Raw genomic sequence first — 18,107 nt, forward strand, 5'->3', positions numbered from 1 at the left:
TTCAGCAGCACAATCAATACAAGTTTGGGGCGATGTAACTTTAGTAATCGGCTTTTACAATTCCGGAATTTCTACCCAATATCTTTTTCTGCCCGAATAAGTGAGTTCATTCTCGCGCAGCCACGGATTGAAATCTTTGAAGACTTTATAACTCAATCCCTGTTTTTGCGCATAGTCGGCAAAATTTGATACCGAACCTTTTATCTCCACTTTTTTAGTTGGAATGATCTGGTATTTATCCTCTTCGGGAATATAAAACTTGTACTTCTCCGGGTTTTCGAGAATTAATTTCAAAGCTACAATACGATACACGTAACGCGCTGTTTCGGTGGTGATCAGCAAATCGTAATAATCATCTTCCTTTTGTCTTACAATCTGGCGGTTTACTCCTGTCATTCCGCGGTTATAGGCAGCAGCCACCATTGTCCAGCTTCCGAATTTTTCATAAGCTTTTTTTATGTATTCGCAGGCTACATGAGTTGCTTTTTCGATGTGGTAACGCTCGTCTACTTCGCTGTTAATCTCCAGCCCGTAATCTTTTCCTGTTCCTTCCATCAACTGCCAAAAACCAACGGCGCGAGCAGGTGAAACAGCCCGCGGATTTAATCCGCTTTCGGCCACTGCCAGGTATTTAAAATCATCAGGTATGCCGTGCTCTTTTAAGATGGGCTCGATAATAGGAAAATAACGAGGAATCAGTTTTATGTAACGGATGGTTTGCGAATGAAAATAAGCGTTGGAAAGCAGTTCGCGGTCGAGTGCTTCTTTTACATAAAAGCGGTCGAGCGGCATTTTTTCGCCGGCAAAACTAACTTCGTCCGGCAACTCAACAGGCTCGTATTTCACCTCTTTATTCACTATTACTTCAGTACTCCCCGATTGCGCCGATACCAGAATAACGACTACCACCGCAATGTTCATCACCACTAAAAACGGTGCTACAAATCTTCTCCAAATTTTCTTCTTCATCCGTCTATTCTTCCTTTAGTTTTTTCAAACAGCAAAAATACAATTTTGCCTTAATTAGCGATTGAATCTTACCGATTTGTATTTGAAAAACCCAAATAAATTTACGTTGTTGTTTATTGTGTTTCAAATAGCTATCCACAGATTATCAATCTACTCAAACCGTATAACAATAAAAAGGCCCGACAGTTTGCCGAGCCTTAAGATATCTTTCAGAGTTGGAGGACCCAAAGTGTCTTCGCCTGTTAATCTTCGCTGTAAACAGGAATGTGACTTACCTGGGTAATATTTTGCAAATCGGAATAATCGTACTGATAAAAACCATCGTCGCCAATCATAAACAGGTAGCCGTTTAGCGGAATTACATCGTAGGTGTTGATGTTGGCAAAGTGCGAGATCATATGATCGTCAATGGCCGTTTTATCTTCGGCATTGTAAACTTTAAGCCCGGCATCGCCGTCGCAAACAAAAAGCACATCACCATCAATTCCCAGTCCGTAAGGACCTTCCAGCGGATACGACGCAATAAGATCGTTACCCACATAATCGTCGGCCAGCTGAAGAACATCGAGGCGGTTAACCGTGCTTCCGCAGGTAGTTCCGCCACGCAAAGTTACGTAGGCATAACCATCGGCAATTACCACCGGGTCGCAACTTGTAACGTGCCAAAAATCGCTGACATAAACCGGGTATGTTGGCACTTCGATGTTAAAAACGCGCATACCCGATTGTGTTCCCAAAAACATATGATCGTCGTAAATAAACATGGTTTCCACATTCCATCCTACGTTTTGTTCTCCGATTTCTGACGGACTTTCCGGAGCCTTTACATCGAAAACATGAAGGTTGGCCTCATCAACGGCGTACAGATAATCGTCGTACAAACCAAAGCGGGCCATCGATCCGCCAACACCAAAAGTGCTGGTTTGTCCACTTCCGTTACTCAACCCGGGAGCGGCATCCATCATGGCATCTTCGGCGTAACCCCAACGGTAAATCGGGTAATAGTGGTACTCCATTGTCTGGCGCACCTTTTTAATTTCCCATCCGGTAACCACACCTTTGTCTTCTTCCACCTCGGCAAAACGGTAATCTTCATCGGCTGGAGGCAAAGTATAAGGCAACACATTCTTAACACGGTTCACTTCTTCGGGATTATTAATATCGCTGATATCGATAGCAACCAAATCAATGTAACTGTCGGCATAAAGAATATCGTCTTTTATTGAAATATCAACATTTCCGGGGATTTCGATAAAGCCAACATTTTGCGGATCGGCAGGATTTTGGTTGTCGATAATGTGCACGCCTTCAAATTGCTCAACAATAAAAAGGTAGCCATCTTTAAAATAGATTTTTCCCGGATTTACAAGGTCGCGCGAGTCGGCAGATTGTACTCCGGCACGCAAATCTTCATAACTCAGGTAAACCGGCGAATTGGCTGTAAACTCTTCGGTGTATTCGTCCATACACGCTGAAAAAGCCAGCGCTATAAACAGTAGCAGAAATATATTTTTGATTGTCTTCATTTTCTGTGGTTTTTAGTTGAAAATAATACCGATTTTAACGGTTACGCGATTGTAGTCGATATCGAGCGAATAGTCGTTATTACCGTCGTAGCTGAGGCGGTGAAACTGGTAACCAACGGCAAAGTTCATCCCAAAACTATTGGAAAACATTTGCTGATATCCAACACCGGGATTTACAAGCACTCCTCCTTTGCAGTCGAAACCGTTTTGGCCCATATCACTCGGCCACGGCGCAAAACTGCTCCACATGGGGTACACATCGTAATAAATTTCGTTCGAGTCTTCGATAGGAACCTGGTAACCGGCTTTAAAAAATACATAGGGGCTGGATAGCTGTTTCTTAAAACGGTATTCGAAATTGGCGTACACGGGCATGTACGATTCTTTCAGAAACTCAACACCAAATCCCAAACCCACCGACAAATTCGGATTTACCAGGTAGTTTGCCGAGCCGGTAAGAGAAAATGGCGCCGACTGACTGTTATCCGAATTTCCGGCTAAAACACCCATTTCGGTTCTGAAAAACCATTTTACGTCCGTTACGGCTTCTTCGTCGAACATTGTTCTTACTTCACGCTTTGAGGCAATGTGATCCACTTCATCGGCATCGAAAATCCATACATTTCCGGCCGATTCTATTTTCAATTGTTTTCCGTCGTTTGTATACGTGTATTTTCCTTTAATAATGGAACCGTTTTTCAGGTAGACATGACCTTTTTCGGATTGCGCAAAAACGGAAAGCGACAACACCGAAATGCACAGCAGCACAAGTAGTTTCTTCATAATAGTTTTTTGTTTTTATGAAGATGCAAGAAGCTGCGCTTGGGTTGCGTTAAACAAAAATTTTTATTCTGTAAGATTATTTTCGGTTAATAGCCGAAGTGCTTTAACCATTGATTCTTCGTCGCTTACGTGCAGATTATTTTTGCGAAGAAGTTTTCGTATTTCTTTTTTATTTTCAGGAAAGCGCGTAAGTAAAGCACGTTTTTTAAGGCGTGTTTTTGTTAAACCATCCCGATCAGTATACAAATAATAGTCTTTGTGCAACTGGTAATCTACAGCGCGCGTAATCCCGTTTCTATCGCGATAAGGGCTAACCGATTGTTGGTAGATATACCAATTAACCATTAAACTAACAGGTCCTTTGTACAACTCTTCCAAATACATATTGGTTTGCTGATTGTTGTTTTTTGTTAGGCGAACAAACTTGCGCGTTTGGTTACCATCCTGAAACGTAAAACTCTCCACCAGCTCTTTTTCAACCAGGAATAAAAAACGTCCGTTATCGTTGTACGAAATCAGCTCATCGTCGAATGCCTGGTAACGCAATCGCAGGTTTTCGAACACATTGCCGTTTACAAATTTTATCGAGCCCGCCACCCAGTCGTCGGGATACAAAAAGTAATAATTGGCTTCGGCGCTAAGCGTAAGAACTTCGCCAAGCATTTTACCATCGAGATTATTCGATTCGCTATTCAGATTATATGTATCGATCCCCGTGTCCTGAGCCTGCACAACAAACGAAAACAGCATTCCCAAAACCACTCCTGTATATTTTATTAAGCTGCTCATTGTACCGATATTATTTTTGACGTTCTATACAGTTCTCCCGATTTCGTTATCGCCTCAACTTTAATTTCCAAATCTCCTTTTACATCTGAAAGCTGAAAACTAAATGGCCAGTTTCCATCGGTATCAACCACCTCGTTTAAAAACTGCCTACGGGTATCGGGTTGTGCCCTACCCTCTCCTTTTGGGGCATAATTGGCCTGTCTCGGAAATTCGATACACGGCACTTTCATCTGAAATATATTTGGTTGTTGAGCCAACCAGCCATTCGATTTATCTTTTAAAGACACGATGAGCACGCCCTTAAAACGCAGGTCGCCGAAAATACGTTCGCTTTTTACCAAATCGATCGAGGCAATTTCCGTTGATTTCAAATTCTGAAAGAATGAATTTTTAAACACCGGAATTCCATTGATCAGTCGCAACGGTTCATCTTCGAAAAACTGATCCTGTCCGTAATTTAACATCCTGAAAGTAACCTCATCGTTTCGGTCGCGGTATTGAAAGCCGATAAGTAACTCGCGCGAAATCTCTTTAAAGTTGGGTAAATCGATAAACAGATCGGGAATAACATGATTATCGGGCCAGCCGTAAAATGGCATTCCGTAGGGATTTGGCATCTCAAAAGCATCGTTACTACTGATGGAAACTCCCCGGAAAAGCTTATTAAAGAAGGTACCTTTTAGGCTGTTTTCAATAGATTCAGCCTGTTTTGGATTTATAAAAGTGGTGTCGAATTTTAATTGTTGCACGCCCGACATAAAATTCGGGATCAATTCTACATCGTACAATTTATCGCCAACTGCAAGAGGTTGGATAATGAGGTCAGCATTTCCCATTGCATCATCCAAAAAGAAGTAGAATAGCCCTGCTGAATCGGGATAATAATAATCAAGATAAGTTTCGTTTCCGGTAACCGATAACAGCACCAATTCGTTGCTTGCATTACCTGTTTCGTTGTCGCTAAGGCGGCCACTGATCAGTACTCCGTCTTTTTCCGAAAATTCAGGAATACCTTCATTCAGGTCTTTCATCTCGAAGTTCAGGAATCCGGTATTTTCGTGCGAAAAAGGTTCAATTATCCTAGCACTTGCTACCATGTAGGCAAACTCGTTGCTTCCGGCATTAATGGTACCTTTTACTTCATCGCGGCGGCCATAATTTTGAGCTTCAAGATTTATTGTGATCTGGCTAGCCGAGTTTTCCGTTTCAATAACTGCAGTTTTGTTTTCCACTACCGGCAAGCGGTCAATTGCTTCCTCAAAACGATTATAAACATACACCGACTTGCCAATACATTTCAGCACTCCGTTGTTACGTTGCGCATTAAAAAAGGCATGCACAAAATACAACCCGGTTTGTAACGAATCGGGCACAGCAATAAAACCTTCGGCATTTGTTTCGTTGCATTTTACGGCACGCGATGCAATTAAATTTCCGGATTGCGACTCGAGCTGCAAACGAACAATATTTCCGTATTTCTGCATCTCTTGCGGTACATACATTTTTATCCATAAAGTATCTCCCGAAATGCAAAAGTCGCGATCGGTAAACACTACAAGTTCCCGGTTGGAGGTGGTTTGCGCCATGGATTTTAACCCGGCCCACACACACACAACAAGAAGTAATATTTTTAAAGCTCTGCTCATTCGTTCATTTTTATGGATACTGCCAGAATTCCGGTACCATATTCTTCAGCTCGCCCGATGGCGGGATGTCGTAAAACTCCTCGATCGGCCGAAAAATAAAACCACTCTCCTTTCCAACATATCTTACATAATAACGTGTCTCGTTAGAGGAGGAAATTTCGAAGTTACCTAAAATCACCTGGTCAGAATTAGTGGTGCATTCCATGTTACTGCGCGCCTGCACGTACAATGGATCGAATATTTTTCCTTCTGCATCAAGCTGTTTATTCAAATCATCGTAATAACCGTGTCCACTTTCAGTTAATCCATGCTGATAAAGCATAACAATCCAACCTTCGAAATGGTGCCCTATTGAATCTCTTCTGGTATTTAGAATAAAAAACAGCGGATGTTTCTTAATTTCTTTTGAAGCGGAGTACTCCGGAGGAGAAGCTATATTAAATAATCCTTCCTGTGGATATACATGCTTCCAACCAAAATAATAATCGGTCGGAGCCATTGGGCTCGTTACAACTGAATATGAATATTGCAAAACATAATGGGTTGTAAACCTAAAATAGGGCATCTCTTCATTCGTTGAAATATCGGCATATAACCTTACGCCTTCTCTTCTTCGAACAGCATCAACATCGTTCTCGCCGCCTACAAGTTCAACTAAAGTTTCTTCAACTCCATAAATAGTATCCAACGACGGTTTTTGCGGGACTTTTTCAAAGTCCGACTCGTAAGTATCTCCGTTGTATTCAATTTTTAACTTATACTGCTTATTGCGATCAATGTGCATATTTAGTTCATATTGTCCCTGAGCATAATGCGGCAGCTGATGCTCCTGCCCGTCGTTATCAATTATGCTAACATTAGCATTTGTAACAGCGGGCCCCGTACTGGCATTATCGTAATAACCTACCGATTCGTACAGATGAATATAGTTGATATCGTTATCGGCAGATATTCTTGCATCGGCAACCAAAACATTGTCCACCTTATCAATATCGGGGCGGTAAATGTCTTCACACCCTGTTAACAGGATGAGCAACAAAAAACCATATGTGAATATATGCTTCATTAAAACCTAAAATTATATGTTAATGAAGGTACCGGAATACCGATTACCGACAGTTTAAATAAAGAATAGCGGGTCCAGTGATTGCTCTCGCCCGGAACTGTTTTTTTGTAATATACCGAATACGGGTTGTTTCGTCCGTACAAGTTGTAAACCGATAGGGTCCAGCTACCTTTCCACATGCGCTTTTTCCGAAGGTTTTCATCGAAAGTTATCGAAACATCTAAACGATGATACGATGGCATCCGGTACTTATTTCGGTCTGAATAATAGACCAGATCTTCTCCGGCAAATTCGTATTTAATTTCGGGTAAGGTTGTAGGTCGCCCCGAAGCAAGCACAAAATTACTTGAGAAACGCCAACGGCGGCTGATATGATAAGTGGCTGTAAGCGAAAAATCGTGAGGTTTATCGTAAATCGACGGGTAATAATCGCCGGTCCACAGGTTTTCCTCATCAAACTCGCTGGTATTTTTTCGCATTGTACGTGAATACACGTAGCTGGCATAACCGGTTAAACGTCCAAAGTTTTTCCGGGCGCTCAACTCAATTCCGTATGAATAACCTTTAGTCGGGACAAGTGCCGTTTCAACATGATCGTTCATAATCAGCCGGGCACCATTTTTATATTCTATTAAATTCTGAAGATTTTTATAATACACCTCTGCCGAAAGATCGACATCAGAGAACAACGAGTTGTTTTCAAGCCCCACTGCCACCTGATCGGAAATGAGTGGTTTTAAATGGTAATCGGCAGCTTTCCAGGTCTCGGCCGGCGAGATTACCGCATTATTACTTAGCTGAAAAATATTTTGTCGTGTTCGCTGGTAACTGAATTTCAGCGAAGTGTTCATGTCAAGATCGTAGTTCAACGCCAGCCTTGGCTCAATTCCACTATAAGTTGCCGAAGCCTCGTTTTTGCCAAACTGCAGCGAGTCGACAACCGTTCCCGGCGTCTTGGGCTGGTCCTCGTCGTACAGATAAACAACCGGCGTACCGATATTGCTGTAATGGTTGTAACGCAAACCGGCCACAATCGAAAAGTTTGGCAAGATTTGGAATTCGTCGCTTATATACACCGACCAATCCAGCGTTTTCTCCTTCGCCAATTTTCGCCCGATAATTACGGTAGTATCATGTCGCGGAATAATTTCACCGGGACTGATTTCGTTGTAAACTGCTTTAAAACCGGCTTCTGCGTTATGCCTTTCGTTCGGATGCCATTTAAAATTATACCCCGTCGAACTGTACTGCAACTGGTTATCGAGATAATAAGCTTCGTAAGGTTTATCGTCGGCCAAATCGGTAAGTCGGTAATCATAACGACTATAGGCCGCATCCAACTCGCCGTAAAATTTCTCACCAAAACGGTTGTTGAGTTTTAGGTTACCCAGCAAGTTACCATACTCCGTAATCGATTGTGAACTAGTACTAAACTCATCGAAACTGGTATAAGCCATTACACTTAATTTGTTGTGCTGATTGAACTTATACGTCAATTTCCCCGAAACATCGTAAAAATGAGTAACGCCTTCGTTTAAGTCGAGATTCGGAATTTCTTTTAATAACCAGTCGGTATACGAACTACGTCCACCAATGGCAGCAGTAAGTTTTTTATTTTTTGTTAAGGGCCCGTCAAGTGCAAGGCGCGAATTTATAATTCCAATTCCACCATAAACTCGCATGGTTTCGTCGTTTCCTTCTTTAAAATCGACCTCCATTACCGAAGCCACCCGCTCACCATAACGTGCCGGCATTCCACCTTTAAAAAGTCGCACATTCTCCACAACATCGGGATTAATGAGCGACATAAAACCAAAAAGGTGCGATGAATTAAATACCGGGCTACCATTTACCAGAATAAGGTTTTGGTCAGTGTTTCCACCACGCACATTAAAACCCGACGACAACTCGCTAACGGTTTGTACACCCGCCAAAATTGTTAGTCCTTTTAACACATCAACCTCACCCATTAACGCAGGCAATTGTTGAATTTCTTTTCCGCTCATTTGCACCATACTCATCTGCGCACGCGGCACATCGGCGTCCGATCCCAAAATGGTAACCTCATCAATGTTGTGCGATTCTTCAAACAGACGAAAATCTGCAGCACCATCTTCAATCATTCGGATGTCAATTGTAGATCCTTCAAAACCTATATAGGTGATCGTTAATTTTAAATCGCCGGTAGGCAGATCCATTTCGAAATTTCCGCTCGCATCGGATGTGGTACCCTTTTGAAGTTTATTTGAATAAACCACGGCACCAACCAGCGGTGATCCGTCTTTTCCATCGAGCACCCGCCCCTTTAGTTTTGCTGTTTTGCATCGTCCTAAATTCATCGGGTCGCCAACCACCAATGTCTGACTGTAATCATCAAACTTCGATCGCGTATCTGCCGACCTTCTGAAAACCACAATTCCGTCATTCTGAAAGAAATCATAGGTCAGTTCCGAATCATAAAATACATTATTTAGCGCCTGTAATAAAGGAGTGTCTTCAAATTGATTGGAGATAGTATAATTTTCAATCCAGGAGTCTTTGTAATAAACCCGTAAGTTATAATTGGTCTCCAAGTCATTCAAAAATTGCTCAAGCAGCTGATTCTGGTATGAACCGCTTATTTTCACCTCTTCAATTTGCTGGGCATACAAAACAGTATTACTCCCCAACAAAAGAGATAAAAACAGGAGCATATAATTAATAAAAGATTTTTTCAATTTTTTGAACCTTGGTTTAGAAATTGTTTGACTTTGATTTTATTCGCAGGTTTAATTTCGACACAATTTAAAACAAATTGTTAAACAAACACAACAAACAATAACACTCTTTTAGCCAAGCATGACTTTTGTTAGCATTTTTGTTTGAAAATGTCTGATTTTTTTTCAATCTTTCGAAACCAATAAACCAATTACCCTTCTTTATATTTAACAATAGTATTAAAATGAAGCGATCTATTACAACTCTTTCAATTTTATTTTTTGTAATTTTTTCACAAGCACAGGAAAAACTGTCGTACTTTTTACCTGACGACGTTAGTTATAATACCGAAATCCCAACACCTGAAGAGTTTTTCGGGCAAGAAGTTGGAGAATGGAACCTTACACACGATCAGGTTTTGTATTACATGAAAGAAATTGCGCGAAGTTCCAATCGCGCTATTATGTATGAGTATGCCCGATCATGGGAGAACAGGCCGCTTGTTCATTTGGTATTTACTTCTGAACAAAACCACAGTAAGCTAGATGAATTAAAACGACTTCACAATGATTATTCCGATCCGGATAAAGAAATTTCAATGGAAGGAGTGCCAGTTGTGGTAAATCTCGGTTATGGAGTTCACGGAAACGAATCGAGTGCCACAAACTCTTCAGTGCTCTCAGCTTATTATCTTGCTGCAGCAGAAGGTGCCAAAATCGACGAGCTGCTCGATAAAACAATTGTTATTGTTGATCCGTGTTTAAATCCGGATGGTTTTAACCGGCACAGCACATGGGCAAACATGCATCAAAGCTATGCGGCTAACGGCGATAACAATTCGCGCCAGTTTAGCGAAGTTTGGCCCGGAGGAAGAACCAACCATTACTGGTTCGATATAAACCGCGATTATTTACTGTTGGTACATCCTGAAAGTAAAGGGCGGGTGGAAAAGTTTCACGAGTGGAAACCGAATATTGTTACCGATCATCACGAAATGGGTCCTAACTCTACTTTCTTTTTTCAGCCGGGAGTTCCCAGTCGGAACAATCCTTTAACACCGGAAAGAAACTACGAGCTTACACATGAAATAGCACAATATCATGCTAAATTTCTAGATGCCATCGGTTCTACCTATTTTTCTGAAGAACAGTATGACGACTACTATTATGGAAAAGGCTCATCGTACCCGGATGTTAATGCCAGCATTGGTATTTTGTTCGAACAAGCCCGGTTTCAAGGCCGCGTTCGCCAAACAGACAATGGATTGAGAAAACTGGCTTTTGGTATCAGAAACCAATTCACCACAACTTTGTCTACTTTGGAAGCAGCTGTATCTATGCACGACAAACTGCTTCAGATGCAAAAAGAATTTTATCAGTCGGCCTTTGAAGTGGCCGATAACTACCCGACAAAAGCTTATGTTTTTGGCAGCGAATACGACAAGGTTAAAACCCAGATGTTTATCGATTTCCTGAATCAACACCAAATTGAAGTGTATAAAAACACCAGTGATTTAACGGCTGACGAAATTACATTTAAGGCCGGCACCAGTTATATTGTGCCAACAAAACAAAAACAGGTAAGGCTTATTGAATCGATATTTGAAGACATTCACAGTTTCACCGACACAACCTTTTATGATGTATCAACATGGACATTTACACATGCTTATGATATTCCGGTTGCCGGTCTGCAATCGCTAAAAAGTGTTTCAGCCAGTGAAGAGCCGGTTGAAGCCCAAAAACTTACCGGAAAAGTTATTGGAGCGAAAAGCGGAGTGGGATACATTTTCAGATGGAATGAATACAATGTTCCGGAAGTACTTTACAAATTACAAACGGCAGGTCTAATTACCAAAGTAGCTACCGAAAAATTCTCGTTTGAACTTGATGGTTCCAATGAAGATTTCAGTTATGGAACGATATTTATTCCTGCCAGCGGCCAGCGCTTATCACCGGATGCACTTTACCGCTTTATTCAGCAAATTGCCACGTCAACAGGAATTGATTTTTATGCACTTTCAACCGGGCTTTCACCCACTGGAATTGACATGGGTAGTGGTAGTTTTGCTCACCTTACAAAACCCAACATGCTGATGTTTGTAGGCGGCAGCGCCAGCTCCAGTGAGTCCGGCGAAATTTGGCACCTGTTCGATCAACGCTATCATATTCCAATCACATTAGCAGATATGGACAAAAGAAGCAGTATTAATCTGGCACCATACAACAACATTATATTGACAGGATCGCTAAGAGAATGGAACTCAAACGACATAAACAAACTGAAAACCTGGGTAAAAAACGGTGGCAACCTGATTGTTTGTAAAGATGCAGCCGTTTGGGCCGCTAAAAATGAATTTGGCAACATCACTTTCAAAAAACCGGTAGCATCCGACACAACACGCTACCTCACCTATGCCGAGCGAAGTAAAGAACGTAGCCTGAACTACATCAGCGGTGCAATTTTCGAATCAGAAATAGACATCACACACCCACTTTGTTACGGCTATTCTGATGATAAACTGGCCATTTTCAAAAACGACATTACAGTTGCCAATTCGCTGGAAAAGAAATATGCTGAACCGGTAAAATTCAGCGAACAACCGTACCTAAGCGGATGGGTTTCGGACGACAACATAAACCGCCTCAAAGGAGCCCCGATAGTTTCAGTTCAAAATATTGGAAGAGGTAAACTGATCAGTTATCTCGATGATATGAGTTTTAGAGGAACATGGCTGGGCACCAATAAACTATTCTCCAATTCAGTATTTTTCGGAGGCATCATCCGCTAATTGCCCAATTGAATCACCAAAAACCTTAAATCGCATGAAAGGAAACCATTGAGGGATTACCTTTTAGCGATTTAAGGAATATATATGTAGAAGGACGTATTAACATTTTTATATAGGCAAACTATCAGGCACCACCCAAAGTGGAGCTTTGATAATTTATTAGTGTTACGACACGCAGAAGTCGGTATCAATATCAGTTGGTTCTATCGCTTATTGATAACATTTTAAATTGAAACGATATGGAAGCACTGGCAAAAATCATTCACAAAACCCCTGCATCATACCTACCAACTGCTTTTCCTGCGCATTACTACGGAATGCCCAACGGAAGAATTTACATTGTTTTTTCACGTTTTTACGATTTAGCTATCGGGCAATCGGGCATAGAGTTTGTCTTTGCCGAACATGGCGATTTTTCGTACAACTACGAAACCGGCGAAATAATTCCGGCGCAAAACGCACCAAGGAGATTACAGGTGTTTTCGGAAGAGGTTGATCATCCGAACCTGAAGATCAATATCTTCACCACAAATCGCAACCTGCAATCGTACGGTCAGGCACATGCCTTTTTAAACGCTGAAGCACTGCGAATGTGTGCCGTTCCTGCCTAAAAATTCGTTGAAGAAAGTACGGCAGCTGTTTGCTTTCCCTAAATTCCTTTTCATCTGTAGCAAAATCGATTTTGCTGCAAGTCATTATCTCGTTTTAGTCCAAAGTCTTTCAACTCCTTGTCTCTATCCCCCAAGTGCAATCTACCCAATCACATCACACTCAATTTCAAATAATTGACAGCTCTACAAATTAAATTACACCAACTTTTTTGGTCGCAAAAAAATTATGATGAGAAACTTTTTTCGTTTAAATTGTTATGGTTTATAAATAAAAACTATAGCACGATGTCGAATCTGCAGATTTTGATCCAGGAACTTGGAAAACCTTATTCTGATCTCAAATTTCTTTTAACCTGTTTCCGCGAAGTACTCATTGAAAATGGCGAGGAAGAAGTGGCTGCCGTCATGCCATGGATCGGTGACGAAAACACACAGAATGCCGGACATTTTTCGCAAAAGCATTTTAATATGTATTCGGTTTGTTTTCAGCTGTTAAACCTGGCCGAAACAAACGGAGCGGTGCAACAACGCCGAAAAACGGAAGAAGGCAATTCGCTGCTTGCAACAAACGGATTGTGGGCTAACAGCATAAATCTGTTAAAAGAAAAAGGAATTGCAGAGGATAAAATTCTCGAATCGCTTGACAATATTTCCATACAGCCGGTTTTAACTGCGCACCCCACCGAGGCCAAACGTCCGGTAATTCTGAAAAAATACCGCGAGCTCTACCTGCTTTTGGTTAAGCGAGAAAACTCGATGTACAACTCGTACGAATTGCAGGAAAACCGCGAAGAAATGAAACGTGTCATTTCATCAATTTGGCACATCGACGAGTTTTACATGGAAAAACCAACAGTGGAAAACGAACTGGATAATGCCATTCACTATTTTGTAAATGTGTTCCCAGAAGTGGTTCCCCTGTTAAACCGCCGGCTTGTTCAGGCCTGGGAATTTTCAGGTTTCGATTCCACCGCACTAATCAATAACAACAATTTTCCGCGATTAAAATTTGGCACCTGGATTGGTGGCGACCGCGACGGACATCCGCTTGTTACTGCCGAAGTAACTAAAAAAGCATTGCATAAACTTCGCTTAAACGCGTTTATCACAGTTAAAAATGAGCTGAACAGACTGGCAGACGACCTGAGTTTTTATTTCGAAATATCGGAACTTCCGGAGTTTATGGTTAACCGTTTTAAAGAACTGGTGGCCGAAACGGGTAACAAAACGAAATCGATTATTTCGGCATCGAAAAACGAAGCGTTTAAACTTATTGTGCAGCTTTTTATTAATAAACTGCCACTAAATATCGGGCAGAAACAGTCGTTTGAATTGGATGATGCTAAAGGCACCTACGACAACTCAAAACAATTGATCGAAGATCTGGAGCTGCTAAAAAGCGCCTTACTAGAGGCCAATTATAACGACATCGCCAACCAGTCGGTTAACCGGTCCATCTTTTTTATCAAAACCTTTGGGTTTCATCTTGCCGAACTCGACATCAGGCAGAACAGTCGCTATTACCATTTGGCGCTGCAACAACTGGTTCAAAAATCTGATCCATTTAACGTAAAAGATACCGAATGGACAGAAGAATCTAAAAAGGCATTTCTGGAAAAGGAACTGCACTCGGCGCGGCCGTTTACCCACGATTACAGCCAGCTGGATACCGAATCGAAAAACACGATCGAATGTTTCCAGTTACTCAACAATCATATCTCGAAATATGCGCACTACTCCATCGGTTCGCTAATTATTAGCATGACCCAAAGTGCGAGTGATTTACTGACGGTTTACATTCTTGCACGCGAAGCCGGTCTTACGCTTTTTCAGGAAACGATGATCATTAAACTGCATGTTGTTCCCCTTTTCGAAACCATTCAGGATTTGATCGACAGTCCGGCTATTTTAGAGGAATATTTTAGTTATCCGGAGGTACAGAACAGCTTGGAATACCAACGTAAGGCGCAAAACCTTCCTGTAAAAACACAGGAGATTATGATCGGTTACAGCGACAGCAACAAAGACGGAGGAATTCTGGCCAGTGCGTGGTTTTTGTACAAGGCTCAAAAAGAGATTACTGAAGTGGGCAGAAAATACGGCATCGATATTAAGTTTTTCCACGGAAAAGGTGGTTCTATAAGTCGCGGTGCCGGTCCAATTCACTGGTTTTTGCGTTCGCTGCCACACGGCACACTTTCGGGCAACTTTAAAATTACCGAGCAAGGCGAGAGCATTGAAAAGAAATTTGCCAATAAAATTAATGCCGTTTACAACCTCGAGTTAATGATGTCGGGGAATGCGCTAAACACGCTGCTGCACAAAACGCCCGAAGAAGATGGCGACGATATCGCCGAAATTATGGAATTTATGGGGCAGGAAAGTTTCAATACTTACACCGAACTGCTTCAAAATCCACATTTCCTTGATTTTTACCAGGAGGCCACACCAATCGATGTGATTGAGCACAGCAAAATTGGTTCGCGTCCGGCACGACGTACCGGCAAAAGAAGTTTCTCCGACCTCCGGGCAATTCCGTGGGTATTTAGTTGGGGACAATCGCGCTACCACATTACCAGCTGGTACGGCGTTGGATCGACGCTCGAAAAAATGAAAAAAGAATGCCCCGACAAATACGATAAACTAAAAAAACTGATTCCTAAAAACCAGTTTATACGATATGTTTTAACTAATGTCGACACCAGTTTGGCCAGTACCGACAAAGACATTATGCAGCTTTACGGTGGCCTGGTAAAAAATACTGAGACACGTTCCGAGGTTTTAAATCTCTTGCTGAAAGAGTTTGAAAAAACGCAGCAAATTATGAATGAATTGCTGGGACGCCCTATGAAAGAACGGCGTAAAAGTCATTATTTCTCCACGCAATTACGTGCCGAAGCGCTTATTACGCTGCACAATTACCAGGTGCATTACATTAACAAATGGCGTGAACTACAAGATGCCGATGCCGACGAGAACAAAGATATCCTCAACCAATTGTTGCTTTCGGTAAATGCCATTGCCAACGCGATGGGAACCACCGGCTAATTTTTCATTCACAAAAAAACTGTAATTAAAAACGAAAAACGTTACCTATTTCAGATATAAAATAAAACGATGAAGACCCTTTTAAAAGCATTAAAAATTATCCTCCTTACGCCTGTTGTGCTAATTGTAGGTTTCCTGCTTGTTTTGTGCATAAAATATTCGCCAACTTATGTTTATCGCTTAGCGACAATGAATGTGGCCGATGTTTACGACTACCAAAAATTCGAAAACAGGAAAATCGAAGGCTCAACCGACACTTTTAAGTTTGCAAAAGCACCTGATGAAGATTTTGTGGAAAACTTATTTCAAGACAGAGTTGACCAATCGGGCTTTAGCTCGTTTGATGAGTGGGCAGAAAAATCACAAACCACAGCACTGATTTTCATTCGTAAAGACACCATTCTGTATGAAAAATATTTCAACGGCTTTTCGCGCGAATCTTATTTTCATTCGCAATCGATGGCCAAGTCGTTTATCTCGTTTTTAATTGGTGCGGCAATTGACGATGGATTGATTGCCAGCATTGACGATCCGATGACCAAATACATTCCCGAGCTCAAAGAACGCGATTCTGATTTTGAAAAAATAACGATTAAAAATCTGCTTGAAATGCGATCGGGATTAAAGTATTTTACCGGTTATATTCCGGGCACATACATTCACCTTCCGTGGCACGCCGAAGCTGTCGGATATTATCATCCAAATGTTCGCAAGCTATTACTAAAAAAGGTAGAAATTGACAGAGAACCCGGGAAATCGTTTCAGTACAATAATTACAACACCAGCTATCTGGGATTGATTGTTGAACGGGCTACAAACAAAACCGTTTCGGAATACCTGGAAGAAAAACTGTGGTCGGAGATTATGGCGTACGATGCGCTGTTTTCCATCGACAGTAAACGATCGGGCTTTGAATACATGCCCAGCCGATTGATTGCGCGGGCTATTGATTATGCTCGCTTTGGCAGGCTTTTCTTAAATAACGGTAACTGGAACGGCAAACAGGTGATTTCTGAAGACTGGGTGCTGACGTCTACGCGAGAAAAGAAAGATATCCCTCGTGACATTTACCCCGATTGGTTTGGCGGCGATAATTGCAAACATGTGTATTACACTTACCAGTGGTGGGGACAAGCCAATTGCGATTCAACTTTTCAGTTTATGGCTTCCGGCAATCTGGGACAAAATATTTATGTGATTCCCGATAAGGAGATTATTATCGTTCACTGTGGAAATTCGCTGGAACATTACGGCGATTTTGACCTTTGGCATGTGGCCGATAAAATCAGGGAATAACTCTGTTTCACATAGGTCCTGAAATGAAAAAAGGTGATATGAAAAATTTCACAGCACCTTAATTCCATAAACTCCTTTTATTGTTTAACTCAGTATTTCCTCCAGCGTAATGTAGTCTCCTACTTTACCTGTCATTTTTTCTACATCGGTATTCACCGGAAGTGTTTTCTTACCCGGTCTCCATCCTGCCGGACATACTTCGCCGGTTTTACTCGCATGCTGCCAGGCCTTAATTTGTCTGATAAACTCAATTACATTTCTACCAACAGAATCAGCCTGAACTTCCTGTGCCACACAAACACCATCAGGATTGAACAGGAAACGTCCTCGAAGAGCAACTCCTTCTTCTTCAATTAAAACACCAAATGCACGACTAACTTCCTGAGTAGTGTCGGCTCCAATTGTAAGTTTCAAACCTTTCAGAATCGGTTCTGTTTCTACAAATCTTTTGTGAGAGAATTTTGAGTCGACAGACACCGGCAAGAGCTCTACTCCCAGTTCCTGAAATTCATCGTAATGCGCATTCATTGCCGCAATTTCGGTTGGACACACAAAGGTAAAATCGGCAGGATAGAAACATACCACTGTCCATTTGTCCTTATAATCTTCACTTTTTACTGATTTGAAATGACCGGTTTTTGCATCGTACGCTTCCATTTCAAATTCCGGCATTAACTGCCTTACCATAGTTGCACTCATTGGTTTTTCCTCCGTTTTTAAATTTTCAACTAGATTTTCTGTTTTCTTCTTTTTTTTCAGTGGCTTCACGCCATTTACACATGCCATAATCGTTAATTTATATGGTTTTATAATTCTAAATCGAATCAACAATTCATTTGACACACTAAATTCATATCAATCTTATGTGCATTTAAATATACTCTT

The 18,107-nt window shown here is 41.5% G+C and carries 12 protein-coding genes; 4 read left to right on the forward strand and 8 right to left on the reverse strand.

Features of this window, described 5'->3' with window-relative positions; genetic code table 11:
• Nucleotides 1–54 precede the first annotated feature (54 nt).
• The 7 genes from QZ576_RS11895 to QZ576_RS11925 all read right to left on the reverse strand — a co-directional run bounded on the left by QZ576_RS11895 (nt 55) and on the right by QZ576_RS11925 (nt 9,472).
• Entirely contained in the window at nt 55–969 is a 915-nt protein-coding gene (locus tag QZ576_RS11895) for a lytic transglycosylase domain-containing protein (protein ID WP_297097421.1), read from the reverse strand.
• A gap of 242 nt (nt 970–1,211) precedes the next feature.
• Nucleotides 1,212–2,495, reverse strand: a complete 1,284-nt coding sequence (locus QZ576_RS11900) for a hypothetical protein (RefSeq protein WP_297097423.1) — start codon at nt 2,493–2,495, stop codon at nt 1,212–1,214.
• A 12-nt stretch (nt 2,496–2,507) separates the two neighbouring features.
• Complete coding sequence (locus QZ576_RS11905) at nt 2,508–3,278, reverse strand: outer membrane beta-barrel protein (RefSeq protein ID WP_297097425.1); 771 nt, start codon at nt 3,276–3,278, stop codon at nt 2,508–2,510.
• A 63-nt stretch (nt 3,279–3,341) separates the two neighbouring features.
• Entirely contained in the window at nt 3,342–4,067 is a 726-nt protein-coding gene (locus QZ576_RS11910; RefSeq protein WP_297097427.1) for a hypothetical protein, read from the reverse strand.
• A complete protein-coding gene (locus QZ576_RS11915; RefSeq protein WP_297097429.1) occupies nt 4,064–5,713 on the reverse strand; it encodes a hypothetical protein in 1,650 nt (549 codons plus the stop codon). The genes QZ576_RS11910 and QZ576_RS11915 overlap by 4 nt, the downstream gene beginning before the upstream one ends.
• A 10-nt stretch (nt 5,714–5,723) precedes the next feature.
• Nucleotides 5,724–6,779, reverse strand: a complete 1,056-nt coding sequence (locus tag QZ576_RS11920) for a DUF4249 domain-containing protein (protein ID WP_297097431.1) — start codon at nt 6,777–6,779, stop codon at nt 5,724–5,726.
• Nucleotides 6,779–9,472: a TonB-dependent receptor gene (locus tag QZ576_RS11925; RefSeq protein WP_297097433.1), complete on the reverse strand. Its 2,694-nt coding sequence runs from the start codon at nt 9,470–9,472 to the stop codon at nt 6,779–6,781. Before QZ576_RS11925 ends, QZ576_RS11920 begins: the two co-directional genes overlap by 1 nt.
• A 248-nt stretch (nt 9,473–9,720) precedes the next feature.
• Between QZ576_RS11925 and QZ576_RS11930 the strand changes: the two genes are divergently transcribed.
• The 4 genes from QZ576_RS11930 (at nt 9,721) to QZ576_RS11945 (ending at nt 17,222) form a co-directional block, all read left to right on the forward strand.
• Entirely contained in the window at nt 9,721–12,267 is a 2,547-nt protein-coding gene (locus tag QZ576_RS11930; protein WP_297097435.1) for a M14 family zinc carboxypeptidase, read from the forward strand.
• Nucleotides 12,268–12,506: 239 nt separating this feature from the next.
• The gene (locus QZ576_RS11935; protein WP_297097437.1) at nt 12,507–12,878 is read left to right on the forward strand and encodes a hypothetical protein; all 372 of its coding nucleotides are present in this window, start codon (nt 12,507–12,509) and stop codon (nt 12,876–12,878) included.
• 285 nt (nt 12,879–13,163) lie between these two features.
• Nucleotides 13,164–15,926 carry a phosphoenolpyruvate carboxylase gene (locus tag QZ576_RS11940; RefSeq protein ID WP_297097438.1) on the forward strand — a complete coding sequence of 921 codons (2,763 nt, stop codon included), beginning with the start codon at nt 13,164–13,166 and terminating at the stop codon, nt 15,924–15,926.
• Nucleotides 15,927–15,995: 69 nt separating this feature from the next.
• The gene (locus tag QZ576_RS11945; RefSeq protein WP_297097439.1) at nt 15,996–17,222 is read left to right on the forward strand and encodes a serine hydrolase; all 1,227 of its coding nucleotides are present in this window, start codon (nt 15,996–15,998) and stop codon (nt 17,220–17,222) included.
• 84 nt (nt 17,223–17,306) lie between these two features.
• Here QZ576_RS11945 and QZ576_RS11950 read toward each other — a convergent pair whose 3' ends face one another.
• On the reverse strand, nt 17,307–18,008 hold the full coding sequence (locus QZ576_RS11950; protein ID WP_297097441.1) for a peroxiredoxin: 702 nt from the start codon (nt 18,006–18,008) through the stop codon (nt 17,307–17,309).
• Nucleotides 18,009–18,107: the final 99 nt, after the last annotated feature.

Source organism: uncultured Draconibacterium sp. (assembly GCF_913060805.1).
Taxonomy (GTDB): Bacteria; Bacteroidota; Bacteroidia; order Bacteroidales; family Prolixibacteraceae; genus Draconibacterium.

Excerpts from the sequence above, each read along its gene's own strand:
- QZ576_RS11895 (WP_297097421.1), bottom strand. The coding sequence starts at position 969 with ATGAAGAAGAAAATTTGGAGAAGATTTGTAGCACCGTTTTTAGTGGTG.
- QZ576_RS11900 (WP_297097423.1), bottom strand. The coding sequence starts at position 2,495 with ATGAAGACAATCAAAAATATATTTCTGCTACTGTTTATAGCGCTGGCT.
- QZ576_RS11905 (WP_297097425.1), bottom strand. The coding sequence starts at position 3,278 with ATGAAGAAACTACTTGTGCTGCTGTGCATTTCGGTGTTGTCGCTTTCC.
- QZ576_RS11910 (WP_297097427.1), bottom strand. The coding sequence starts at position 4,067 with ATGAGCAGCTTAATAAAATATACAGGAGTGGTTTTGGGAATGCTGTTT.
- QZ576_RS11915 (WP_297097429.1), bottom strand. The coding sequence starts at position 5,713 with ATGAGCAGAGCTTTAAAAATATTACTTCTTGTTGTGTGTGTGTGGGCC.
- QZ576_RS11920 (WP_297097431.1), bottom strand. The coding sequence starts at position 6,779 with ATGAAGCATATATTCACATATGGTTTTTTGTTGCTCATCCTGTTAACA.
- QZ576_RS11925 (WP_297097433.1), bottom strand. The coding sequence starts at position 9,472 with ATGCTCCTGTTTTTATCTCTTTTGTTGGGGAGTAATACTGTTTTGTAT.
- QZ576_RS11930 (WP_297097435.1), top strand. The coding sequence starts at position 9,721 with ATGAAGCGATCTATTACAACTCTTTCAATTTTATTTTTTGTAATTTTT.
- QZ576_RS11935 (WP_297097437.1), top strand. The coding sequence starts at position 12,507 with ATGGAAGCACTGGCAAAAATCATTCACAAAACCCCTGCATCATACCTA.
- QZ576_RS11940 (WP_297097438.1), top strand. The coding sequence starts at position 13,164 with ATGTCGAATCTGCAGATTTTGATCCAGGAACTTGGAAAACCTTATTCT.
- QZ576_RS11945 (WP_297097439.1), top strand. The coding sequence starts at position 15,996 with ATGAAGACCCTTTTAAAAGCATTAAAAATTATCCTCCTTACGCCTGTT.
- QZ576_RS11950 (WP_297097441.1), bottom strand. The coding sequence starts at position 18,008 with ATGGCATGTGTAAATGGCGTGAAGCCACTGAAAAAAAAGAAGAAAACA.